The sequence below is a fragment of the Sphingobacterium hungaricum genome, from assembly GCF_015210005.1.
Taxonomy (GTDB): domain Bacteria; phylum Bacteroidota; class Bacteroidia; order Sphingobacteriales; family Sphingobacteriaceae; genus Sphingobacterium; species Sphingobacterium hungaricum.
Genome location: NZ_MU158698.1, coordinates 178443 through 202527, shown reverse-complemented (window position 1 = coordinate 202527; position 24085 = coordinate 178443). Strand labels below are relative to the sequence as shown.

Here is a 24085-nt window from a genome sequence, read left to right as displayed (position 1 = left end):
TAATGGCTATTAAAATTACGGATGAGTGTATAAATTGTGGGGCTTGTGAGCCAGAATGCCCAAATAATGCCATTTACGATGCAGGTGTGCCTTGGAAATTTTCTGAAGGAACCGCATTAGAAGGTGTGATTGATTTTGGTGATGGTGTAACGTTAGACACTTCTGCTTCGCAGGATGCAATTTCTGATGAAGTATATTATATTGTTTCGGATAAATGTACAGAATGTATAGGTTTTCATGACGAGCCTCAATGTGCGGCAGTTTGCCCGGTTGATTGCTGTGTAGAAGATGAAGACGTTGTCGAAACAAACGAAGAATTATTGGCAAAGAAAGCTTGGCTTCACGCCGAATAATATTTTTTTTAAACTGAATTTTAAGGCATTATTTTCTGAAATAATGCCTTTTTTATTTTCAATGTGGCAGGTACAAAATTTGGTTTCCATCCCTATTTTTATATTTTTGCGTTGTATAAAACCTTAAAAATAATTGAATGTCAAAAATTAGAGTAGGATATATTACCCTCATCACTGTTTCGATTGCTATACTTATAACGCTCCTTTACGAGTTTGATATCGTACAGATTTCACCAATGGTGATGATTGGAGTGCGATGGATAACGGCGGCGGCTCTTTTGTTGAACGCTTTGACCAGAAAGAATTTAACAACTTGGATTTTGACCTGTATGGTTTTCGGGATTTTTGTAGGTCTCGATTTTCCGGAACTCGCGAAAGCTTTACAACCGTTGAGCCAGGCGTTCATTAAATTAGTCAAAACCATTGTCGGACCAATTCTTTTTGCGACACTTGTGTTTGGTATTGCTGGGCATTCTGATTTGAAACAAGTAGGTCGAATGGCTTGGAAATCCATGCTCTATTTTACTTGCGCAACAACTTTAGCGATATTTATTGGTCTTGCTGCAATTAATTTAACGAAAGCAGGTGTTGGTGTGGATATTGAAAACATGCCTCATGAAGAATTGCCGAAAGTGAGCAGCGTGACCGAATCTGACCAAGTCGCTTTATCTCATATCGACGAAAGCGCTCAAGGTGTGTATAAGTTCAATGCGTTTATCCGTGATACATTTCCTGAAAATATTGTCAAAGCGGTTTATGAGAATAAAGTATTGCAGATTGTCGTGTTTGCTGTGATATTCGGTATAGCATTGGCTTTGGTGGAAGAAAAGAAACGAAAGCCGCTGGTCGATTTTACGGAAAGTCTTTCCGAAGCGATGTTTAAATTTACCAATCTCGTCATGTATTTTGCGCCAATCGGCGTAGGAGCGGCGATGGCTTACACGGTTGGACATTTAGGTGTCGATATTCTCAAAAACTTATTTATGCTTCTGGCAACATTGTACTTGGCGCTGATTGCGTTCTTAGCTTTGGTGTTGTTCCCTGTTGCTCTGTATTTACGGATTCCAGTGCTGAAATTTATCGCGGCTGTAAAAGAGCCTGTTTCTATTGCTTTTGCAACGACGAGTTCGGATGCCGCATTGCCAAAGGCAATGAGCGCGATGGAGAAATTTGGTGTGCCGCGCAAGATTGTGTCATTTGTCATTCCGACAGGATATAGTTTTAATTTGGATGGAACTTCCCTTTATCTTTCTCTTGCTTCGATATTTGTTGCGCAAGCTGCGGGAATCGATTTGACAATTGGACAGCAATTGCTGATTGCATTTACGTTGATGATTACATCGAAAGGCGTCGCTGCTGTGCCGAGAGCATCATTGATTATCTTAATTGCGACAGCGGACCAATTCGGTTTGCCAACATTTGTTATCGCGGCAATCTTAGGAATCGATGAGTTGATGGATATGGCGAGAACGTCTGTTAATGTGATTGGAAATTGCTTGGCAACCGTAGTTGTGGCAAAATGGGAGGGTGAGTTCGATGAAGAAGCGCCATACCGAACTGATGTAGAAGAACAATAGATTTACGATATTATAGATATTAAGCCTTCTTTAACCGAGAAGGCTTTTTTAGTTTCTATGCAAATAGGTATATTTGGCAAATATTATGAATAAGAAGAAAAACAATAAATCGCAACCTGTCAAAGAGATTCTAAGACCTGTTGACCAAAAATTTCAAAGTTTAGAAAATACGTTTGTTAATAAAAAACTTCGTGGTTTGTATGCTTTGTTTTTGACTTTATTGTTGTTCGGAATCATGGGGATGATTTGGATGATTCCATTTCCCCAATTTGATTTTCTTGTCAGAAATAACATGCATACTTTTCTGAATTGGGGCTCCATATTTATTGCTGTCTTGATTTATTTTTACCTCAAGTTAGCACCCACGCTTTCCTATGCAATCTTATTTACAATTGGGATTATGAGCTTTTTTATCGTACAATTGGAATACGTAGAACGCGACGGTGGACCGGCGGTGTGGCTTGTTTGTTTGATTATCGCTTTGATAGGATTTTTTGGCCTGGTGCTGACAACAAAAAAGGAACCAAAAGCATTGGTTCCTAAAGATGTTTATCAATTAATTCTTATCGGGCCGATTTGGCTTTGGAGTTCTGTTTTCAAGCGGTTGAACATCAAATATTAATTCACAAAATCTGATTTCTTAATTTTAAATTCTAATCGAATTCCAGTAGCTGAATTAGGTTCTGGGTATTCTTTGCTCAGTTTGGCTCCAATTTTTTCTAATGCTTTTTGCGAACGTAGATTTCCTTTTCTCACATGGAAAATAACGGTATCCACGTATTGAAAAGCAGATGTCAGCATCAGGTTTTTTACCTGAAAGTTGAATGAGCCTCCCCAATATGCTTTGGCCAAAAATGTAAAGCCAATCGCTACCAACTTCTGGGCTTCGCTGTATTCGTAAAAACATGTTGCTCCGACAATCTCTTCGTTGGCTTTGTCAATGATCAGATACGCTTGGTTGCTTTGCAATAAACTGTTAAAATAATTCTCGAATTCTTCTCGTTTATACCTATCAAATTTCGGATGCTGTTCCCAAATTTCTTTATCGGAAGCTACCGCAAACAGCCTGTCGAAATCTTCAGCAACTAAAGGCTGAAGGAGAACAGTATCATTTTCCAATTGACCAAAAACCATAATCGATTACTTAATGATGCGTTTTATTTTATTCGATTTCTTAATTAACTTATGCAAGCCTTCATAATCTTCCTCTTTGATTTTGCTATGAAGCATAGTCAATTGTTTAATATGTTCTTCGAGCACTTCGAGCACATTTGTCCTGTTTTGTTTAAAGATCGGCGTCCACATATCAGGCGAACTTTTCGCTAGACGAACCGTCGATTCGAAACCCGAACCGGCCAATTCGAAGATGCGTCCCTGCGATTTTTCTTTCTCTAAAACAGTCAGTGCTAGCGCGAATGAAGTCAAATGCGAAATATGCGATACATAAGCCGTATGCATGTCGTGTTCATCTGCATTCATGAAAACAGATTTCATTTCAAGCTGTTCTGTAATTCCGTCAGCGATTTCAAATGCATCTTCGTCCGAGCGAAATGCGTCGACATACACCATGACTTTATCTTTGTAAAGATTCGGAATGGCCGCTTCAGGACCAGAATATTCCGTTCCAGCCATTGGATGCGCTGCAATGTAACGTCCTCGATTCGTATGATTTTCAATTAGATTAAGAATATTGGTTTTTGTCGAACCCATATCAATAATTACCTGATCGGTCACTTGATCCAAAATCTCAGGCAACAAGTTCACAATCGCATCAACGGGCACGGTTAGAATAATTACCTTACATTGAGCAAGTGCATCTTGCAACGAAATAATTTCGTCTACTAAGCCTAATTGAAGTGCCTTTTTTTGATGGCTTTCATTTTTTTCGACGCCAAATATTTTGCCTTTAAAATCCGTGGCTTTTAGCCGCAAGGCAATGGACCCGCCAATAAGTCCAATACCTACAATTCCAATATTCATGTTAATTTATCGTCTTTTTTTAATTCTTTCCATTGCTTGGTCCAACACATCCTCACTCGCACATAAACTAATGCGAATGAAGTTATTTCCGGCATCGCCGAAAATCCCGCCAGGTGTAATAAAAACTCGGGCTTTATCCAAAACCGAATCAATTAGTTCATAGCCGCTAGCAAAATTGGATGGGATTTTTGCCCAAACAAATAAGCCTACTTGCTCAGTTGAATAATCACAATTTAACAAATCCATGATTTCATAAACCTTATTTCGTCTTTTTCCATATACTTCATTCAGTTGTTTATACCATGAGCTATCCAAAGACAATGCTTTTGCGGCCGCTAATTGCAGTGGCAAAAACATGCCTGAATCCATATTCGTTTTGAAACGTAAGATTTCGCTTATTCTAGCTTCGTTTGCGATCAGCATCCCAATTCGCCATCCGGCCATATTCGAAGATTTGCTCAAAGAATTCAATTCAATCGCTACATCCAGAGCGCCTTCAACTTCAAGAATGCTTAACGGGTGCTCATTTAAAATAAAGCTGTATGGATTATCGTGGCAAATTAAAATGTTATTTCTTCTGCCGAAATCAATCACTTTTTCGAAAAATTCTTTTGTCGCCAAAGTTCCTGTCGGCATATGTGGATAATTAATCCACATGATTTTGACTTTTGATAAATCTGATTTTTCCAATTCTTCCAAATCAGGAAACCAATTGTTTTCTTCAAGCAATGCATAAGGGATGCTTGTAGCCCCGCTTAAACGAACTGCGCTCGCATAAGCCGGATACCCAGGATTTGGAATCAGCACCTCATCGCCTTCTTGAAGATAAGTCATGCAAATATGTACGATACCTTCTTTAGAACCGATTAATGGTAGGATTTCTGAATTGGCATCAAGAGAGACGCGATAATACTTCGCATACCAATCTGCCATCGCTTGTCTTAAGATTGGCGAACCTTTATAATTTTGATAGCCATGAGCGGTTGGTAAATTGGCTTGCTCGCTCAATACCTTTATCACCTCAGGATGAGGTGGTAAATCCGGACTTCCGATGCCTAAATTAATGATTTGAGCTCCAGCCTTATTTAACTGGTCGATTTCACGCAGTTTTTTTGAAAAGTAATATTCTTCTGTTTGCTGAAGCCTTTTCGCAACTTCTATTTGCATTATTTATAGATTTAAGAAGCCTAAATTAAGAATAATGCACTGTAATGCCTATTTTATAATCATTAAAATATATCAATACAATGCAACAATTTTGGTATTTACGAGAACAAGCCTGTCATTCGGGTAGTTTTTAGTATTTTTGTAGCTTCAAAAATAAATATGAAGACATATTTTAGACTTCTTTCGTTTGCCAAGCCTATTGAAAAATATGCTATTCCTTATATTATTTGCACCTTAATAACAGTTGTATTTAGTACTTTAAATCTGGCTCTTTTGGCGCCATTGATGCATACCTTGTTCAATACAGCGGAATCTACGGCTCCCTTGGTGAAACCAGAAGGTGGATTCAATCTGCTGGATTATTTTAATTATTATGCGAATTACGCGAATCAATATTACGGGCCATACAAGGCCTTGCAATACGTCTGTATCATTATCATCATTTCGGTTTTTATGAGCAATTTGTTCCGATACCTTTCGCAACGTGTCATGGAGAATTTGCGCATTCATACCTTGTTGAACTTAAGAAAAGCGGTATATAACAATGTAATGGACCTTCACTTAGGCTATTTTAGCGGCCAGCGAAAAGGAGATATTATTTCTAAAATCGCGACGGACGTTCAGGTTGTTCAATTTTCAGTGACGGGAACATTGCAAGTCGTATTCAAAGAGCCTTTGCAATTAATCGCCTATGTGATTATGCTATTTGTTATTTCTGCAAAATTGACTTTGTTTTCGTTATTGGTTATTCCGGTTTCCGCATTTTTTATATCGAGAATTGTAAAAAATCTAAAATCTCAGGCTATTCAAGGTCAGGAATCTTATGCACAAATGATTACTTACCTGGACGAAACCTTGTCTGGTGTGCGGATTATCAAAGCTTTTAACGCGATTCCTTTTGTTAAGAACCGCTTTAATAATGAGAGCGAGAATTACTCAAACATTATGCGCAGCATGGTTCGCCGTCAGCAAATGGGTTCGCCTGTTTCTGAATTGTTGGGCGTGATTATGGTTGCAGTGATTTTATTATACGGTGGCCATTTGGTATTGAGCGGAACTGGAGATTTGCAAGCTGCTGATTTCATCGCATACATTGCGATTTTCTCGCAGGTGATGCGCCCGGCAAAAGCATTGACGGACTCGTTTAGCAACATCCACAACGGAATTGCTGCGGGTGAGCGTGTTTTGGAATTGATTGATGAGAAAAATGTGGTTGAAGATAAGCCAGATGCAAAGGTAATTACAGGATTTAATGAATCGATTGTTTTTGAACAGGTTGATTTTGCTTATGGTGAAAAGCAGATTTTAAACAACATCAATTTACGCATTCCGAAAGGAAAAACTGTTGCATTAGTTGGTCCTTCGGGCGGAGGAAAATCGACCTTGGTTGATTTGATTCCGCGTTTTATGGATGTGACCGCCGGTGGGATTTATTTTGACGGCACAGACCTGCGCGACGTTACTCAGGATTCATTGAGAGCTCAAATCGGTGTTGTTAATCAGGAATCTATTTTGTTTAACGATTCAATTTACAATAACATTGCTTTTGCAAACACAACCGCGACTCCGGAAGAAGTGGAGCACGCAGCGAAAATTGCAAATGCACATGAATTTATACTGAAAACTGAGAACGGTTATTCAACAAATATCGGTGACCGTGGGTCCAAATTATCTGGTGGACAGCGCCAGCGTATTTGTATTGCGCGAGCAGTTCTTAAAAATCCTCCAATTATGCTGTTGGATGAAGCAACATCGGCTTTGGATACAGAATCAGAAAAATTGGTTCAGGATTCATTGTACAAGTTGATGGAAAATAGAACGACTGTGGTGATTGCCCATAGACTGAGCACGATTCAAAGTGCCGACTTAATCGTTGTGATTGAGGCAGGTGAAATTGTGGAGCAAGGAAACCATCAGGAATTGATTCAAAATAATGGATTATATAGACGACTTATTGATATGCAACAATTTGTCGATTAAGCAAACAAATGTAATTTGATTGGCTATTTCGGGTCTTAATTGCTACATTTGTTAAGTAAGGATAGAGAAATGGACAGTACACAAAAACTTAACTTTTTAATTGAAAATCCACGCCTGGATGTAGAATTAAAAAACATTGCTCAAAAAGTTTTAAATAACGAACGCATCACGTTTGATGAGGGCGTAACATTATATCAAAAAGGTGAGCTTAGCTATTTAGGTGTTTTGGCGAATTATATTCGTGAACAAAAGCACGGCGATGTCACTTATTTCAACCGGAATTTTCATATCGAACCCACGAACGTTTGCGTCTATGATTGCAAATTTTGTTCGTATTCCCGCTTGATTAAAGAGCGTGACCAAGGTTGGGAAATGGATGTGGACGGTATGATGGATATCGTAAAAAAATACGATGGTGAACCAGTAACCGAGGTACATATCACGGGTGGTGTTGTTCCTAAACAGAACCTGGCTTTTTATGCTGAATTCTTTCAGCGTTGCAAGGCACATCGTCCAGATTTGCACATCAAAGGACTGACTCCCGTTGAATATTATTATATTTTCAAGAAAGCAAAATTAAGCCATTACGATGGCATGAAATATTTGCAAGAATGCGGTTTGGATTCTATGCCAGGTGGTGGAGCCGAAATATTTCATCCTGAAATCCGCGAAAAGATTGCACATGATAAATGTACTGCCGAACAGTGGTTGGATATTCATGAGCAAGCACATAAATTGGGGATGCATACCAATGCAACGATGTTGTACGGGCATATCGAAGAATTTTGGCATCGTGTCGACCATATGGAACGTCTCCGTGACCTACAAGATAAAACAGGCGGATTTCAAACATTTATTCCATTAAAATTCAGAAACAAAGAAAACCAGATGGAAAATGTTCCTGAAGTTTCTGTTATTGAGGATTTGCGGAATTATGCCATTGCGCGTATCTACATGGATAATTTTCCACATATCAAAGCGTATTGGGCGATGATTTCAAGAGACACCGCACAAATGTCTTTGAGCTTTGGCGTGGATGATATTGACGGGACATTGGACGATACCACAAAAATTTATAGCATGGCTGGAGCTGAAGAGCAAAATCCAGCGATGAGCACACAACAACTCGTTGAGTTAATACGCAAAGTCGGACGACACCCTATCGAACGTGACACGCTTTATAATGTGGTGACAGATTATAAAGATGTTGTTTTCGAAGATGCTGGAGCGAGCAAAAAGTATTATGCATTACCTGTTGTAAATTAATTTAAATTTTGAAGAAAAGATTTTATTTTATCCGACACGGACAGACTGATTTAAATTTAAAAGGAATTGTTCAAGGTCGTGGTGTTAATTCTCCATTGAACGAAAATGGAGTTCGTCAAAGCGAATTATTCTACGAAGCGTTTAAAGATGTTTCTTTCGACAAAATTTATATCTCTACATTATTAAGAACGTATCAAACTGTCGAACCTTTTATTAAGGATGGCATTCCATTCGAAGAGCTTGAAGGGCTTGATGAGATTTCTTGGGGGATTTACGAAGGGAAGGAGCAAGATGAAACAATTCTTTCGGGTTTTGAGCAAGTTGTCACATCTTGGAAAAATAATGAGTTAGATTTAGCCATTGAAAATGGCGAATCGCCGAATCAATTGGTTCTTCGCCAGAAGCAAGCCATTGAATACATGTTAAGCAAAGAAGATGAAGATACCGTTTTGGTTTGTATGCATGGCCGAGCTTTACGCGTTATTCTATGCCATCTAACAGACGTCGAAGTCTGTCGCATGGATGAATTTCCACATACCAATACTTCATTATACGTTGTCGAATATGATAATGGACAATTTTCTATCGTTGATTTTTACAACACCAAACATTTAGAGCAATTAGCTGATGAGCAAAATTAAAGTTTCAGCAGTATCTTATACCAACACATTACCCTTTTTAGCTGGCATCAAATCTTCGTCTATTTTAGATGAGATTGATTTGTCGGTGGATTATCCAAGCGAATGTGCGCGGAAAGTCATCCAGCATGAAGCTGATTTAGGAATTATTCCAATAGCTGCTTTGACCAAGATGGATGAGTATCATATTATCACAGACTATTGCATCGGCTCGGATGGTGCGGTAGATTCTGTTTTTATTTTCTCTCATCAACCGATTGAAGAGATTCAAACTTTACTGTTAGATAAGCAATCTAGGACAAGCAATGGCCTAGCGCAAATCCTATTGAAAGAGTTTTGGAAAAAGGATATTGAAATTGTGACGGAAGGGGAGGCTGATGCTTTTGTTTTGATAGGCGACCGTACTTTCGGCAAAAAGGATTCCGTTCCTTACGTCTATGATTTAGGGTATTATTGGAAAGAGTTTACGGGCTTACCTTTTGCATTTGCCGCTTGGGTTTCAAATACGAAGTTGCCGGAGGATTTTATTCAAGCATTTAATGAAGCGCTAAAACATGGAGTCGCAAATCCTACAGCGATTATTCCATCAATCGATAAAATCGAAAATTTCGATTACGAATATTACCTAACGAAAAATCTTGATTTTAATCTAGACAATCCAAAACGTCAAGCTATAGAATTGTATTTGGAATATTATCGGTCATTGTAACAAGCTATTTTTTTCTAAAAAAAATAATTGCCAAAAAAATAAGCCATTCACATTGTGAATGGCTTATGGATATTAAATATAAATTCGATTAACTCAATTTCACATTAATAGCACTAAGGCCTTTAGGCGTACGTTCTACTTCGTACGTTACATAGTCACCTTCTTTAATTTGGTTTTTTAAACCTGACGTGTGTACAAACACATCAGTTCCACCATTTTCTGGAGTAATAAAACCAAATCCTTTAGTTTCATTAAAAAACTTTACAGTTCCTGTATTCATTGTATTATTTATTAGTAATACACAAGTTTACCGTTTAATAAATGAAATATGCTACGAACAGGAAAAAAGGACTTTCGCGTGACAATTGAAATAGAGGTTAGCGAGGCTGGAATTTGGAATTCTTGATAAATAAGATTATTTTTCGTACCTTTATAAAAAAAAGGCCTTTCTAAATCCTTATCGAGTGCTCTTCAGCATGCATCAGGTCAAAGACATTTTTCATTAATTCTTCACTAATTAAAATATATTATAGCCAATGGGGCAAAGTCAAATTACATTTAGAAAAAAAGAACAAGCAAAAAAGAAACAGCTCAAAAAACAACAAAAGCAAGAGCGTAAGGAGTTTAACAAGCAAAACAACGACAAAGGAAAAGGCTTTGAAGAAATGTTTGCTTACGTGGACGAGAATGGAAACATCTCTGATACGCCACCTCTTAAAAAGTACGAGTTTAAAGAAGAAGATTTGCATCGTCCAGAAGTTGAGGATGTATACTTTCATGGAAAAGTTTCCTATTATAACGAGCAAGGCCGTTTTGGATTTATCCGTGATAACGAATCGAAAGAAACAACGTATTTTAATGATAACCTGGTAGGTTTTGTATTGAAGCTAGACCAGAAGGTTCGTTATAAATACAAGTCTTCTAAACAAGGAAATCAAGTTGTTGAAGTGATTGTAGATAAATAGATTTTACTACTTAATAAGTATATAAAAATCCAATTGCGTGATGCAATTGGATTTTTTTTTTACGTATACTTTTTATTTTTAAAATATCTATTCACAAAAAAAGTCCAATTATAATTGGACTTTTAAAGTTTTATAAGAAATGGCTCTTCTAATTGATAGCCATTTTCTGAATCACATTCACATGTGATTGAAATGCCTTCCCGAAAGTGTTAAACTCAATATAGGTAATGTTGAATTCCTTACAAGTCTGTTTTACAATCGAATTAATCTTAGGGTAGTGGATGTGACTGATTTTAGGAAATAGATGGTGTTCTACCTGATAATTCAGTCCGCCAAGAATCCATGTTAAAAATTTGTTTTTCGTTGCGAAGTTTGCAGTAGAGTTCAATTGGTGAATCATCCATTCATCTTCCACTCTGCGTTCATCATCGACAACTGAGAAGTTTGTTTCCGAAACCACATGCGCCAATTGGAACACGACTGCCAGACATAATCCGCATGCTAATCCAGCGATTAAAAGTCCGACTAACCAAGATACCCAACCCACGGCAAGAATAGGGATTACGATAAAAACCGTTGCGTGCACCGCTTTTGTTATCCAGAAAATTACTTTCTCGCGAAGCGGAAAATGGAATAACTGATTGTTCTTTCCCATCGCCGAACGAAAATATTTTTCATAATCTTGGTAGAAAATCCAAGCTAAATATGAAACGCTGTATAAAGCCAAAAAGTAATACGGTTGGTATTTATGGTGCTTTTTAACTTCCTGCTCAGCATGAAGGCGCATAAATTTTACGTCGATGTCGTGGTCTTCACCTTCGATGTTCGTGAAGGTATGATGGGCAATGTTGTGCTTTTGTTTCCAGAAGAAAATAATCGCGCCCATTAAATTCAGGCTGTACGATAAAGCAGTATTCAATTTTTTGTTTTTGGAGAATGTATCATGACCAGCATCATGCATGATGTTGAATCCGATTGCCGCAAAATTTACACCTAATAGCAAACAAAGTACAACGCTTATTGCCCAATGTGGTTGTACAACCAAAAGAATTAAATAGGTCGTTAAAAAAACAGCGAACAAAATAATTGCTTTCCAAAGTATTTTGGATTCGCCAGTTTTTTGTAGGTTATTGCTTTTAAAATAGTGATTTATTTTTTCTTTCAGGGCTTTTGAAAAGTGGGTATTTGTATTGTTGAATTTTATAGTTTTCATGTAAAATATGGTGCTACTTTTAATTATTTAATAACCCTATTTTTCCATGCTTTGTCCAGTTTAGTAGCATTCGAAGAGCAAGACTAAATAATCTTTATGGTAAAGATAATTAAATAATACTATTTTTTAGTTAATAAAGGTTAATAGACCTTAAATTTAATATAGAGTTTATATAATTGAAGATTAATAAGATGGTTAGTCAAACGATAAAAATAAAGATTCATCTGACAACAAATCAAGATTTGTACTCACATCGCCAGTTAAATCCAAGTTGAATTTAACTGAGATAATGAAGTTTAAATAAAATTAGTTTACAATCTTTTTGCGGATACTAATTGCATTTTTATGTCCTTGCAAACCTTCCAATTCAGCCAAGATTTCGACAATAGACCCAATCTGTTCTAAGCCCTGTTCATTGATATGCTGAAAAGTAATTTTCTTTACAAAAGAGTCAACAGAAACACCTGAATAAGAGCGTGCGTAAGCGCTTGTTGGTAAGGTGTGATTCGTTCCCGAAGCATAATCTCCAGCGCTTTCTGGCGTCAAATGTCCTAAAAACACCGAACCGGCATTTAAGATTTGTCTCGACAATACTTCCCAATTATTGGATTCAATAATTAAATGTTCGGGCGCATATGCATTTGAGAATTTCATGCCTTCCGTTAAGTCGGAAACTAAAATTGCATATGAATTTTCGAGCGCTTTCGAAGCCAATTCTTTTCGTGGCAGAATGGCTAGCTGTTCTTTCAGCGCACTATTTACTTGCTCGATAAGTTCTTCATTATCTGAAACCAATACTGCTTGGGAGTCAGTTCCATGTTCCGCTTGCGCCAATAAATCCGCAGAAACGTATTCTGGATTTGCTGTGGCATCTGCCAATACCAAAACTTCTGAAGGTCCCGCCGGCATATCAATGCTGACATTGGTTAAGGATTGTACTAAGCTTTTCGCTTTCGTGACAAATTGATTTCCAGGGCCGAAAATTTTATCAACTTTAGGAATAGTTTCTGTTCCAAATGCCATCGACGCTATTGCCTGAGCACCGCCTACTAAATATATTTTTTCGATTTTCAATAAATGCAAGCAGTAGGCTACGAAGCCATTGATTTTTCCCGAAGATTGCGCGGGACTGCAGACGACAATTTCTTTGCAACCAGCAATTCGTGCCGGAACGCCCAACATTAAAAGCGTGCTAGGAAGGACAGCAGAACCTCCAGGGATATATAAGCCGACTTTTTCAATCGGTCGGATTTCTCTCCAGCATTTTACGCCAGGCATCGTTTCTACCACCCGTTCTTTACGCAGTTGGTAGCTATGGAATTTATGGATATTCTGAAAAGCGATTTCCAAAGCACGTTGCTGTTCGCGATTGATGGTCATCGCCAATTCTTGGATATCATCAGCATCCAAATACAGCTTTTCCAATTCGACTTTGTCAAATTTTGCTGTATAATCTTTTAATGCTTGGTCGCCATTTAAACGCACATTATCAACAATATCAACAACCACGTCCTGAATTGCATTCGATGTGTCTACATTTCTTGCGACTAATTTATCAATGTCTTCTTGACTTAAATCGCTGTATGTATAAGTTTTTAACATGATTACATAATGATTTTTTCAACTGGCATAACCACAATTCCTTGTGCGCCAGCAGATTTTAATTGATTGATTTTGTGCCAAAAATCATCTTCCGTTATAACCGTATGAACCGCTACCCAGCCTTCTTCAGCCAAAGGAACAATGGTTGGGCTTTTTACGCCTTGCAAAAGATTGACAATGCTTGGAAGGTTTGATTTTTCAACATTCAAGACGACATATTTGGTTTCTTGGGCACGAAGAACAGATTGGATGCGTTGCAATAATTCGCAAAGAATAGGGTCTGTTTCAAGTTCTGGCCTTGAAATTAAAATGGCCTCCGAATTGCGCACATCAGCAAATGGTTTTAACCCATTGCTTTTCAATGTTCCGCCAGTTGAAACGATATCACAAATCGCGTCGCTTAATCCCAGTCCCGGAGCGATTTCAACCGAACCTGATATTTCGTGGATGTCAGCTTGTATTTGATTTTCTTTAAGGAAATTTCCTAAAATAGTAGGGTAGGAGGTCGCTATGGATTTGCCATTCAAATCTTTTAAATCTTTCATGGTTGAATCTTTCGCGACAGCTAATTTTAGCGTACATTTTCCAAATCCTAAACGTTGCACATAATGTACTTTCGCTTCCGATTCATCAATTACATTTTCGCCCACGATTCCTAAATCTGCAATTCCCGATTCTACATAACCTGGAATATCATCATCCCGAAGGAACAAGATTTCTAAAGAAAAGTTAGAAACAGTAGTGATTAAAGAGCTTTTATAGTTGTCGAATTTTAGACCGCAGTTTTTTAATAACAGTACAGATTTTTCATTTAATCTACCCGATTTTTGGATAGCTATTTTAAGATTTTTCAATGTAAATTGATTTTATATGGTAATTATTAATATTAGAAAAACACAAATTGAGAGGGGTATTTCGCGTAGAAACACAGTAATTATATATCGCCATGATGGCGATGGTTATAATGAATGTGAATGATGTGCGTAATACTCATGTGTTTATTAATAACAAGCGTAAATGTAGAAAGGATATTTTAAAATTCAAAATTAATACGAACTCTTGTTGTAGTTTTTTGCCAAAAATTAACTATTCGTTATGAATATGCTATTCACAATAATGAATATTTTCGAAAAGCCGATACCTTCCTTATATTCCTAACATCTTTAATCCTTCTTCCACTAAAACATAGAAAGCCGTGTTATGCGGGTCCGTAGAAACTTCGGTACCATCGAATTGTCCTAATCGAACAACTATTACATCCAATTCTGGAATGACGATTACGTATTGTCCCAAATGTCCGCGCATGTAAAATATTCGTTTCCCGGCATAGGTATTTAACCACCAGCCGTAGCCATATTCTGGACTATTCTCAAAACGTGGATGCGTTGATTTTTGCACATAATCTTCTGAGATTAACTGTTGGTCATTCCATTTTCCATTGTGAAGAAATAATTTCCCGAAACGTGCAAAATCCAACGCATTGCTCGCTAGACAGCAATACGCTTTTTCAATCCCATCTTTGGCATCCAATTGCCATAAAGCATCTTGAGTAGCGCCCATCGGTTTCCAGAAATTGGTGGAAATGTAATCGCTCAATGTCTGTTTCGTTGCCTTTTCCAAGACCATTGCTAACAATTGCGTATCTCCACTTTGGTATTTGAAATTTTGTCCCGGTTGTGAAGCGATTGGTAGATTGAGCATCGTCTTGCGTATGTTTTTACCAAAATAAGCTTCCGTTGTAACCGAAAAGGGACTGTAATAGCTTTCGTCCCATTTCAGTCCAGAACTCATGCTTGCTAAATCACCAACGGTCAATTCACTTGCAAAATCACCTTTCAATTCCGGCAGGAAAGTCATTACTTTTTCATCCAAACTCGAAATCAAACCTTGCTCGATGGCTTTTCCTAAAGCCAACGTAACGATGCTCTTTGACATCGAAAAACTGTTGGTCTTTGATTCTCGGCCATAATCATCGTAATACTTTTCGTAAACCACAGAATCGCGCTGAATCAGAACATAAGCAATGGATTGCAGAGCGGTATGCAAAGAATCCAGTCGCTTTGTAGAAGACATCGTATTGTAGTTTTTGGCCAACGGCCACTCTTGAGCTGTATCTGATTTTACGACTCTGTTTTCGAAATAAGTGTAATCATCGATAAATGCAGAATTATGTCCAGTCAGGTAGGTTACGCGAACAGCTCTGAAAATATAGTCAACTTGAAAAATGTATGCCAATGCGACAATCAAAAGGATAATTCCAATGAACCAGATGAAAAACTTTTTCATAATGCTTATTTATAATTTAATGTTTTTGCTTCATTCCAATAGACATCCATTTCTTCTAAGGTCATGTTCTGTATTTCCTGCCCATTTTCAGTGGCTCTTTTCTCAATATGAGAGAAGCGATGGATAAATTTTTTATTCGTTTTTTCTAAAGCATTTTCTGGGTTGATTCCCAAATGACGGGCATAGTTAATCAACGAAAACAGCAAGTCTCCAAATTCATTTTCTGCTCGTTCAATATCCAACACATTGGAATTTTCAACATCAAATTCATCCTTAAATTCCTGCAATTCTTCTTCCACTTTTTTCCAAACTTCCTTTTTATCCTCCCAGTCAAAACCCACTCCTCGCACTTTATCCTGAATGCGGTAAGCTTTTACCAAAGCAGGTAATCCAGCAGGAACACCTGAAAGAACCGATTTCCCTCCTTGTTGGAGTTTGATGCTTTCCCAATTTTTTTTGACATCATCTTCGTTTGCCACTTCAATATCCGCATAAATGTGAGGATGGCGGACAATCAATTTCTCACAAACAGTATTCAGCACGTCCACTAGCGTAAATGAATTTTCCTCTTCAGCTATTCGGGCGTAAAAAACCAAGTGCATCATGATGTCACCTAATTCTTCTTTGATTTCTTCTGTATCTTTTTCGATAATGGCATCCGACAACTCATAAAGTTCTTCGATGGTCAACGGACGTAATGATTCCATTGTCTGCTTTTTATCCCATGGACATTCTTTTCTCAAAACATACAATACATCCAGCAATCGCTGAAATGCATCTGTTGTTGTCAAACCTTTTTCGGGAATCGGATGGGGCATAATCTTTGCTTTTTCTATGTTTTATTTATTATTCGATGAATTTAAGTATAAAAAATCTAAACAGAAATTATTCTTATGTGTTATTTATACAATGTATTCACTTAAAAAAAAATTAGACTATGAAAACTATTTTTAATTACGACACGCCGTCTGTTGCTTTAGATAAATTAAAAGCTAAGGGATATGAAATAGATTTTAATGTTGAATTTGACCATTTGGTTGAGTCAGCTGACGACTATACAATTGATTATTTGTATCGTTACGAAGGGGCTTCAGACCCAGGAGATGAATCTACCGTTTATGGTATTCGAAATGAAAAAACCGAAGATAAAGGTGTTTTAGTTGCCGGAAATCTGTCCTTTCTAGAAGGAAAGAAAAGAGATATTATTTTACAAATGGAGTTGCGCGCGCGCAATTCAGGAAATGTAGAGTAAGGTTTAGTTTTAGATAAAAAACGAGCGTACTTTTTGATACGCTCGTTTTTTTGTGTTCAGAATTAAGTAAACTTTATTTATTAAATGTTTGATAAATCACCCTAACATTTTCCTGTTCGTTTCCGCCATCCAAAATAGCTTTTTGCCTGACTTCGTCAAGGTGCATGTTTTTCTCTAACTTCTTGTATTTCCAAATGTTTACAATCGCTAATTTACCAACAGTTGTTTTTGGCAGTTCCAATAGGTTGCACGAATAATCACCCAATAAATAATAATTATAATACAAATGCACCTCACGCATGAATTTGCGCATCAATTCATTTTTAGGATAATTTGCTTCCAAGGGTTCATTCTGCAAAGCCTTGGCCAATGCCTTTGAATCGGCATCGCCATTCGCTTGCGTCATTGTCCAATAATACAAAGCTTCAATGGCTTCTGCTTCCGTTTCAGGAAGCAATTCCAATGGAATTCCCAATAGATAACCAATGTATTTCCATTTGTGGAATAAGCCATCGATTTCTTCTTCAGAAGGCTGAAATCCCATTCGGCGAAGCCCAACTAAGAAGACTAGCGAAAATCCCAATTGCGTCGCCAATAAATCCCACTGATTAATCGGGATTCCCCATTTGTGCGAATCCCAATCGGAATGCTGTAAAATATTTACGCGCGAATAAGCGTGAATCATGCGCGTCATCATCACCTGTTTAAATCCCTCGGCGTGATTTCTTAATGCATCTTCTTTTGTAATCTGCACCCAAAATTCCACAGTATCCGTCAATCGCTTAACAGCGCCTTTTTTCAATGCGCCTGTATAAATTAAAGGTTTATTGATTGCCGAAGATTCGTAACCGCCCATCAAACAGTAATCGCGCAAAACGATTAATGCAGAAATCCCTGCACGCCGGCTCAATTCTGCTCCTTTGCGAATTCGGCTAAAATCTACCCAATCGGGCTCAATCGTAAACGAATCGAAAAGTTGGTCGAACGCTTTCTTCTCATCACTGTCTACATATTTTTTGGAGATGTAATTCGATAAAGCTCTATTTCCGTTCGGAAAGCCAATTTTTTGATAAAGGTCAAAAACGACTTGGTCGGCAGGATTGTCCCATTTAAATAGATAGGGGACAAATTGGTCCGCATTTTTTATGTCAGGTTGGAAACCTAAGTTTTCTAACAAGTCTTTACCAATCCCTTCCGTCCAATAATGCGCAAACGATGATGTATTTTGTCGATAACGAAAAGGAACTGTTTCCATAAGTTAAGCACTAACGGTCCAATCAAAATAATTTGCTGTCGCTTCAAAATTTTGATTTGCATAAGAAAATGAAAAATCCAGATAATCTGTACGGCAACTTTCTTGGTCACTGCAACAAAATCTTCTGTTAATTGCAAAATGCAACCTGAATTTTCCTGTTTTGGTTTCTGAATCAAATCTCCAGCGGTCCATACGAAAATCTGTTAGTTCTGGAGCTCCATCTAAATCTTCTATATGATTTAAAATAAAAGAAGAAAGTTGAATCGTATCAAAAGAATCGTGATTGATTAGAAGATTGGGGTCAGTTATTAGTTGATGAAATAGCGCATCATCTAACTGAAATTTAATCGTATGAGTTTGGCTGTGCTGGTTCATGAGTAATGCTTTTTTGATAAAACCGACAATTGGCGACATATTTATCTTTTAGTCTATCGGATTGATTGTCCGTAACAGATGATAAACCTAGTAAACCATCCAATACCACATAATCGATTGTTTCCTGGTTGAAGTCCATTAATTTTGTGTTCCAGGTTATCGTGTTACTTTGAAGACAACTGGTATACAAATTTGTTTTTAGTTTTCTGAATTTATTATGCGCGATAAATAGGTTTGTTTTTTCTTCCCATTTGCTCAACGACTTTATGATGTGTTCTTTCAGCAAGTAAATCTTGAAGTCTTCTATGAAAAGTCTATTGTCGATTTTGTGCTTAAAGTTGAAAGGGGCAGAAATAATACCATCGGCTAAATAACCTTTGGACGAAGAAGAATCTAAATACCGCACAGGGAATCTCGTATCGAAAATCGTTACATAATCGCCATCAAAGCCAATCGTGCGCTGTTGCTTCTGTTTTCTCCTTTTAAATAATTTTACAAATTGATTTAATTCATACTGAGGAAGTAAAGGAGAGATGCGTAAAGTTAAAATCCCATCCTTTTCAGCTACGACCGTCACTTTATCGGTATCCGCATAAATTAGTTCAACCTGTTGGCCTTCAATTTCGAAAATCATTGCCGTAAGATAATAAATTGTGAGTTATCACGTTAGAAATGGCAAAATTAAATAAAATCGTTACGTGCAACAAGCATTAGTTTTGCTATGTTTGCATATAAAAATTACTTATTATGAAGAAATATATACTGATTGCAGCTTTGTTAACTGCCGGTACTTCTTTCGCTCAACAACATCAAGCTATTAATTTATCGTATATGGATAAATCGGTTAGACCTCAGGATGACTTTTACAATTATGTAAATGGAAATTGGATGAAAACAGCAGAAATCCCTTCCGATAGGTCGCGCTGGGGTTCTTTTGATGAATTGACGGAAAACACGGACAATGCTACATTAAAAATCCTGAAAGAATCGTTGAGCCAGACTTTTCCAAAAGGTTCAGATGGACAAAAGATTGCAGATTTGTACAAATCATACGTTGATTTCGATACGCGTAACGCGAGAGGAATCGAACCGATTAAAACTCAATTGAAAGATATTGATGCTGTAAAAAGCCTGAAGGATTTGTATGCCTATTTCTTGAAGTATGGAACTTCAGGAGGTAATCCATTTTTCGGTGGATATGTTTCAGCACACATGAAAAATTCAGCAATCAATGCGGTGTATTTGGGTGGCGGCGGACTAGGATTAGGCCGTTCGTATTACCAAGTTGATGATGAGAAAAATCAAAAAACACTAGCTGACTACAACAACTTTATCAATAATTTGTACAGTAAAGTTGATGCGAAGACCAAAGACTTTAAAGGGCCTAAAGTCGTTGCTTTTGAAAAACTGATTGCGTCAAATCTAAAAACTATCGAAGAGTCTCGCGATGCTCAAAAGCGTTATAATCCGGTTGCGGTTAGCGATTTGAAAACCATCGTTAAAAACATGGATGTGGCTGCTTATTTGAAAACTTTAGGGTTCAAAGCAGATACAGTCATTATCGGCGAGCTAAAATATTACCAGAACTTAGACCAAATCTTAAATCAGGAAAACCTTCCGGTCATTAAAGATTATTTGAAATTTAGTTTAATGAATGGTGCTACTTCGTATTTGACGAAAGAATTGGACGATTTGTCATTCGATTTTTACGGACGTACTTTGCGCGGGCAAAAAGAGCAACGTGCTTTGGATAAACGCGGATTGCAATTCGTTAATGGCAACGTTGGCGAACTTTTAGGAAAATTATATGTGAAGGAAAACTTTCCGCCAGAGGCGAAAGCAGCTTGTGAGGAATTGGTTCAGTATTTATTGAAATCATTCGACCAACACATCAATGATTTGGCTTGGATGTCTGCAGAAACCAAAGTGAAAGCTTTAGAAAAACTTTCTAAGTTCAATGTTAAAATCGGTTATCCAGATAAATGGAAAGATTATTCTAAAATGGAAGTTGGAAGTTCTTTGTATGAGAATGTAAAAAGCATCCGCAAATGGGCTTTCGAAGAAAACTTAGCTAAACAAGGCAAGCCGGTTGATAAATCAGAATGGGGAATGTCTCCTCAAACTGTGAACGCGTATTACAGTCCATTGTACAATGAGATTGTATTTCCAGCAGCAATTCTTCAGCCTCCTTTCTACGATTACAAAGCAGATGCAGCGGTTAATTTCGGTGGCATCGGTGCAGTAATCGGACATGAGCTATCTCATGGTTTTGATGATTCAGGTTCTCAGTATGATGGAAACGGTAACTTAAATAATTGGTGGACTGAAGATGATAAAGCTAAATTTAAATTAGCAGGCGATGCATTGGTTGCTCAATTTGAAGCTTACGAACCAGTACCGGGAGTTTTCGTTAACGGACGTTTTACTTTGGGCGAAAATATCGGCGATTTAGGCGGTTCTTCTGTTGCTTTTGATGCTTTGCAAATGTATTTGAAAGACAAAGGAAATCCAGGCTTAATCGATGGTTACACGCAAGACCAACGTTTTTTCTTGTCATGGGCAACTATTTGGAGAAGCAAGGTGACGGATGAGGCTGTGGTTAATCAAGTGAAAACTGACCCGCATTCTCCAGGTCAATACCGTGCGGTAGGTCCAATCATTAATTTGGATGCTTTCCACAATGCATTTGAAACCAAAGAAGGTGACAAAATGTTTGTGCCAAAAGACAAACGTATTATTATTTGGTAGATTAATCCAAAACTATAAAATCAGAAACCCGAATTGGTAATAACCATTCGGGTTTCTTTTTTAACAGGAAATTTACAGCATTGTATTTTGTTAACAGCCTAAATAATGCTATTTTGGGAAGTGCTTCATAAACAGTTAAAACTCTATTTCATTTCGGGTTTCTTGTTCCTTATTCTTGGAATAAGCCAGTGTGCTATTCGAAATATGCTGTTGGCCTCTAGCCCAACAACAGAGCAAGAGGGACAATTTGCGAAATACAAGTTTACGCAACAAAACGTTTCCTGTTCTGCTAAAGAATTCGTCAGGTCCGTTTCTTCACTCCATCAACCTGCTGTTTTTCTGCTTCCTGTAAATCCCTATAAAATTGATTTTCGTTTGATTTCAAGTAGCGGATTATCGACAGGAAATTTATTTGGAGCCAACCAATATCATCAGTCGACTCCGGCTTTATACATCCTGTACCAACAGCTTAAAATTGCATCTTAAATAATCTACTTTTTTCGACTATCAATTAGGTATTTATTTAAATCAATAAACATGCAAACTTATCAACTTAAGCCTGGCGATTATGCGTTGGCTTTACGTCTGGTTATCGGCTGGACGTATTTCTCCGCTTTCTGGAGAAGAATAATCTTAGAAAATAAACTTGACCCCGACGCTGTCGGATACATCGGAGAAAAATTTAACCATTTCCTACCAAACGCAATTTTAATCAAGGGAACTATCGAATATCTAGTTTCGAATCCTGAACAACTGTGGTATAGCATGTTGGCATTTACGATTATCGAGGCAATCGTTGGTCTATGCCTGATGCTGGGATTCATGACGCGAATGATGAGCATTGCGGTTATTGGATTAGCCCTTGGGATTTTATTGGGTTCGGGCTGGTTAGGCACGACTTGTCTGGATGAATGGCAAATCGGCATATTGGGAATTGCCGGAGGATTTACTTTAGTATTAGCCGGCGGAGGCAAATTTTCTTTGGATTATAAAATCGAGAAGAAGTTGCCGTTTCGATTTTTAGATTCCATTCGATGGAAACCATCATTCGTTTTGATTCTGTCGCTATTTATTTTTGGGATTGCTTTGGCGACGAATCAGGTTTTTCATGGTGGGCTCTGGGGAAAGCTACATAATAAATCAGTGAAACCAAAAGTTGAAATTTATGCAGTGGATGTATCTGCGAATCATCTATCGGTCGATTTGATGCGTGTGGAAGGAGCGGATGTGTACGGCGCGTTTATTATTCAGATGCATATTTCAAATGGGCAGGATTCAATTCTTCAAATATGGGATTCACATGATTTATCCACTTTGCCGAAAGAGGCAATTCAGAACAGCTATGTTGCAAAAGTAAAACCCAGCAAGCACAGTCTACTTATGCCTTTAGGAGCAAAGGCTAAAATAAACTTAAGGCTGGACAACTCGATAGTTCAGCAGGAAATAAAGCAGTTTGTAATTACGGATATTAGTGGAGCGGAATGGACATTTAGTCGCTAAATAAACAATCCTAAATAGGGTAAACCTATTTAGGATTGTTTTGTAAAAGAACGGACATGTTGTTCTTTCCTGCTGAAAGACGACTTTAGTCAGATTTGCTTTTTGAATCTTTCTTCGTTTTCTTTTCAGCACGTTTTTCTTTCAATGTTTTCTCAGCTTTCTTCTTATCGTTCTTCTGAGCTTTTTGTTCTTTTGCCATGGTTCTGAATATTTAGTGTAAACTGATAGGAATGAATTAATTATTTATTAAAGATAACGAATTTAAATCATGAATAGTCTAGGTGATAAAAATAGAAAATCTGCTGATGTTGTTAGCATTGAAAATGGAATGTTTGCTATGTTTTTAAAGAAAAATAATTCATTCATTCGATTAAAAAAGTTGAATGAATTTTAAAAAAATGACCTTACGTTTAAATGTATTTTCATCGTTCGAACTGATTTATTTTATGAAATTCTACATTTTTATAACAATATTTCATTTTACGTGTTAAGTATTAATAAATAATTACCTTATTTTTGTTTTAATGAAGAAATTACAAGCATTAACCGTTCGCCTTTTCAGTCTATTTGTTTTTTGTCTTTTATTTAGTTCTTGTTTTGATGTAGTAGAAGAAATCAATTTAAAAAATAACGGTTCTGGTAAAATAAAAGCTACCGTAAACATGTCAAAAAGCAAAACGAAAGTGGCTTCCATCATGTTGTTGGATTCGGTTAGTGGAATTAAGATACCATCCAAAGCGAGTATTCAAAAAGAAATGAACACCGTTGTTGCGCTGTTAAAGAAAACCGCTGGAATTTCGAATGTATCTTCAAGTTTAGATTTCACGAATTACATCGCGTCTATCGAATGTGACTTCAGTGATGTTAAAGCACTCAACGCGTTCACAAAAACGGTTTCTGACCATTTTAAGGTTAAGATTTCAGGATATACAAGTTATTCATACGACGCGGCAAATCGATTGTTTAACCGAGGATACACGTATTCGCCTGACATTAAAAAAGAGTGGAACAAATTGGATGCTGAAGCAAAGAAATCCATTGCGGCAGCGTCTTATACTGGGATTTATCGTTTTGAAAGTTCTGTAAAATCGCAACAAAATACGCAAGCTAAAATTTCGCCAAATAAGCAGGCAGTAATGCTTAGAACGACAATTCCACAATTGGCGCAAGGAAGTATCAATTTGTCGAACAAAATATATTTAGAGAAATAACGATTAAT

The 24085-nt window shown here is 37.3% G+C and carries 25 protein-coding genes; 13 read left to right on the top strand and 12 right to left on the bottom strand.

Annotated features, from left to right (window positions below; translation table 11 throughout):
* The first annotated feature begins 2 nt into the window (after positions 1-2).
* The 3 genes from C4F49_RS04025 to C4F49_RS04015 all read left to right on the top strand — a co-directional run bounded on the left by C4F49_RS04025 (position 3) and on the right by C4F49_RS04015 (position 2552).
* Positions 3-353 (top strand): 4Fe-4S dicluster domain-containing protein, encoded by a 351-nt coding sequence (locus C4F49_RS04025; RefSeq protein ID WP_196934596.1) that lies wholly within the window; start codon positions 3-5, stop codon positions 351-353.
* Positions 354-490: 137 nt separating this feature from the next.
* On the top strand, positions 491-1930 hold the full coding sequence (locus tag C4F49_RS04020; RefSeq protein WP_196934595.1) for a dicarboxylate/amino acid:cation symporter: 1440 nt from the start codon (positions 491-493) through the stop codon (positions 1928-1930).
* An 85-nt stretch (positions 1931-2015) separates the two neighbouring features.
* Positions 2016-2552, top strand: coding sequence for a DUF962 domain-containing protein (locus C4F49_RS04015; RefSeq protein WP_231388198.1), 537 nt, complete (start codon positions 2016-2018; stop codon positions 2550-2552).
* Here the strand turns inward: C4F49_RS04015 and C4F49_RS04010 are convergent.
* Genes C4F49_RS04010 through C4F49_RS04000 form a run of 3 tightly spaced genes read right to left on the bottom strand, consistent with a single transcriptional unit; the run spans position 2549 to position 5077 of the window.
* Positions 2549-3064 (bottom strand): GNAT family N-acetyltransferase, encoded by a 516-nt coding sequence (locus tag C4F49_RS04010; protein ID WP_196934594.1) that lies wholly within the window; start codon positions 3062-3064, stop codon positions 2549-2551. The two genes, C4F49_RS04015 and C4F49_RS04010, sit on opposite strands and share 4 nt — an antisense overlap.
* Positions 3065-3070: 6 nt before the next feature.
* Positions 3071-3910, bottom strand: coding sequence for a prephenate dehydrogenase (locus C4F49_RS04005; protein WP_196934593.1), 840 nt, complete (start codon positions 3908-3910; stop codon positions 3071-3073).
* A 6-nt stretch (positions 3911-3916) separates the two neighbouring features.
* Complete coding sequence (locus C4F49_RS04000) at positions 3917-5077, bottom strand: pyridoxal phosphate-dependent aminotransferase (protein WP_196934592.1); 1161 nt, start codon at positions 5075-5077, stop codon at positions 3917-3919.
* A gap of 159 nt (positions 5078-5236) precedes the next feature.
* Between C4F49_RS04000 and C4F49_RS03995 the strand changes: the two genes are divergently transcribed.
* From C4F49_RS03995 to C4F49_RS03980, 4 genes are all read left to right on the top strand, one after another.
* Complete coding sequence (locus C4F49_RS03995; RefSeq protein WP_196934591.1) at positions 5237-7057, top strand: ABC transporter ATP-binding protein; 1821 nt, start codon at positions 5237-5239, stop codon at positions 7055-7057.
* Positions 7058-7126: 69 nt separating this feature from the next.
* Positions 7127-8323, top strand: a complete 1197-nt coding sequence (gene mqnE, locus C4F49_RS03990; protein WP_196934590.1) for an aminofutalosine synthase MqnE — start codon at positions 7127-7129, stop codon at positions 8321-8323.
* A gap of 8 nt (positions 8324-8331) precedes the next feature.
* A complete protein-coding gene (locus tag C4F49_RS03985; RefSeq protein WP_196934589.1) occupies positions 8332-8964 on the top strand; it encodes a histidine phosphatase family protein in 633 nt (210 codons plus the stop codon).
* Positions 8951-9670: a menaquinone biosynthetic enzyme MqnA/MqnD family protein gene (locus tag C4F49_RS03980; protein ID WP_196934588.1), complete on the top strand. Its 720-nt coding sequence runs from the start codon at positions 8951-8953 to the stop codon at positions 9668-9670. The genes C4F49_RS03985 and C4F49_RS03980 overlap by 14 nt, the downstream gene beginning before the upstream one ends.
* Before the next feature lie 88 nt (positions 9671-9758).
* On the opposite strand, the gene C4F49_RS03975 is transcribed toward C4F49_RS03980, so the two are convergent.
* Positions 9759-9950 carry a cold-shock protein gene (locus C4F49_RS03975; RefSeq protein WP_196934587.1) on the bottom strand — a complete coding sequence of 64 codons (192 nt, stop codon included), beginning with the start codon at positions 9948-9950 and terminating at the stop codon, positions 9759-9761.
* 256 nt (positions 9951-10206) lie between these two features.
* On the opposite strand from C4F49_RS03975, the gene C4F49_RS03970 reads away from it, so the two are divergent.
* Positions 10207-10635, top strand: coding sequence for a cold-shock protein (locus tag C4F49_RS03970; protein WP_231388197.1), 429 nt, complete (start codon positions 10207-10209; stop codon positions 10633-10635).
* Positions 10636-10783: 148 nt separating this feature from the next.
* Here the strand turns inward: C4F49_RS03970 and C4F49_RS03965 are convergent, their stop codons facing one another.
* The 5 genes from C4F49_RS03965 to mazG all read right to left on the bottom strand — a co-directional run bounded on the left by C4F49_RS03965 (position 10784) and on the right by mazG (position 16554).
* On the bottom strand, positions 10784-11848 hold the full coding sequence (locus C4F49_RS03965; protein WP_196934586.1) for a fatty acid desaturase family protein: 1065 nt from the start codon (positions 11846-11848) through the stop codon (positions 10784-10786).
* Between the two features lie 306 nt (positions 11849-12154).
* Positions 12155-13450, bottom strand: a complete 1296-nt coding sequence (gene hisD / locus C4F49_RS03960; RefSeq protein WP_196934585.1) for a histidinol dehydrogenase — start codon at positions 13448-13450, stop codon at positions 12155-12157.
* 2 nt (positions 13451-13452) lie between these two features.
* The gene (hisG, locus tag C4F49_RS03955) at positions 13453-14304 is read right to left on the bottom strand and encodes an ATP phosphoribosyltransferase (RefSeq protein ID WP_196934584.1); all 852 of its coding nucleotides are present in this window, start codon (positions 14302-14304) and stop codon (positions 13453-13455) included.
* A 292-nt stretch (positions 14305-14596) separates the two neighbouring features.
* A complete protein-coding gene (locus C4F49_RS03950; RefSeq protein ID WP_196934583.1) occupies positions 14597-15736 on the bottom strand; it encodes a serine hydrolase domain-containing protein in 1140 nt (379 codons plus the stop codon).
* Positions 15737-15741: 5 nt separating this feature from the next.
* Positions 15742-16554 carry a nucleoside triphosphate pyrophosphohydrolase gene (gene mazG, locus C4F49_RS03945; protein WP_196934582.1) on the bottom strand — a complete coding sequence of 271 codons (813 nt, stop codon included), beginning with the start codon at positions 16552-16554 and terminating at the stop codon, positions 15742-15744.
* A 119-nt stretch (positions 16555-16673) separates the two neighbouring features.
* On the opposite strand from mazG, the gene C4F49_RS03940 reads away from it, so the two are divergent.
* The gene (locus tag C4F49_RS03940; protein ID WP_196934581.1) at positions 16674-16988 is read left to right on the top strand and encodes a hypothetical protein; all 315 of its coding nucleotides are present in this window, start codon (positions 16674-16676) and stop codon (positions 16986-16988) included.
* A gap of 73 nt (positions 16989-17061) precedes the next feature.
* On the opposite strand, the gene C4F49_RS03935 is transcribed toward C4F49_RS03940, so the two are convergent.
* From C4F49_RS03935 to C4F49_RS03925, 3 genes are read right to left on the bottom strand one after another with little or no spacing between them, the layout of a single operon-like run.
* Positions 17062-18243 (bottom strand): oxygenase MpaB family protein, encoded by a 1182-nt coding sequence (locus tag C4F49_RS03935; RefSeq protein ID WP_196934580.1) that lies wholly within the window; start codon positions 18241-18243, stop codon positions 17062-17064.
* Between the two features lie 3 nt (positions 18244-18246).
* Positions 18247-18618, bottom strand: a complete 372-nt coding sequence (locus C4F49_RS03930; RefSeq protein ID WP_196934579.1) for a hypothetical protein — start codon at positions 18616-18618, stop codon at positions 18247-18249.
* Positions 18587-19252 (bottom strand): YgjP-like metallopeptidase domain-containing protein, encoded by a 666-nt coding sequence (locus C4F49_RS03925; protein ID WP_196934578.1) that lies wholly within the window; start codon positions 19250-19252, stop codon positions 18587-18589. Before C4F49_RS03925 ends, C4F49_RS03930 begins: the two co-directional genes overlap by 32 nt.
* A gap of 113 nt (positions 19253-19365) precedes the next feature.
* Here C4F49_RS03925 and C4F49_RS03920 point away from each other — a divergent pair, with 113 nt between their 5' ends.
* The 4 genes from C4F49_RS03920 to C4F49_RS03905 all read left to right on the top strand — a co-directional run bounded on the left by C4F49_RS03920 (position 19366) and on the right by C4F49_RS03905 (position 24077).
* Positions 19366-21366: a M13 family metallopeptidase gene (locus C4F49_RS03920; RefSeq protein WP_196934577.1), complete on the top strand. Its 2001-nt coding sequence runs from the start codon at positions 19366-19368 to the stop codon at positions 21364-21366.
* Between the two features lie 105 nt (positions 21367-21471).
* Positions 21472-21852 (top strand): hypothetical protein, encoded by a 381-nt coding sequence (locus C4F49_RS03915; RefSeq protein WP_196934576.1) that lies wholly within the window; start codon positions 21472-21474, stop codon positions 21850-21852.
* 51 nt (positions 21853-21903) lie between these two features.
* Positions 21904-22866: a TQO small subunit DoxD gene (locus C4F49_RS03910; RefSeq protein ID WP_196934575.1), complete on the top strand. Its 963-nt coding sequence runs from the start codon at positions 21904-21906 to the stop codon at positions 22864-22866.
* Between the two features lie 524 nt (positions 22867-23390).
* Positions 23391-24077: a hypothetical protein gene (locus C4F49_RS03905; RefSeq protein WP_196934574.1), complete on the top strand. Its 687-nt coding sequence runs from the start codon at positions 23391-23393 to the stop codon at positions 24075-24077.
* Positions 24078-24085 lie beyond the last annotated feature (8 nt).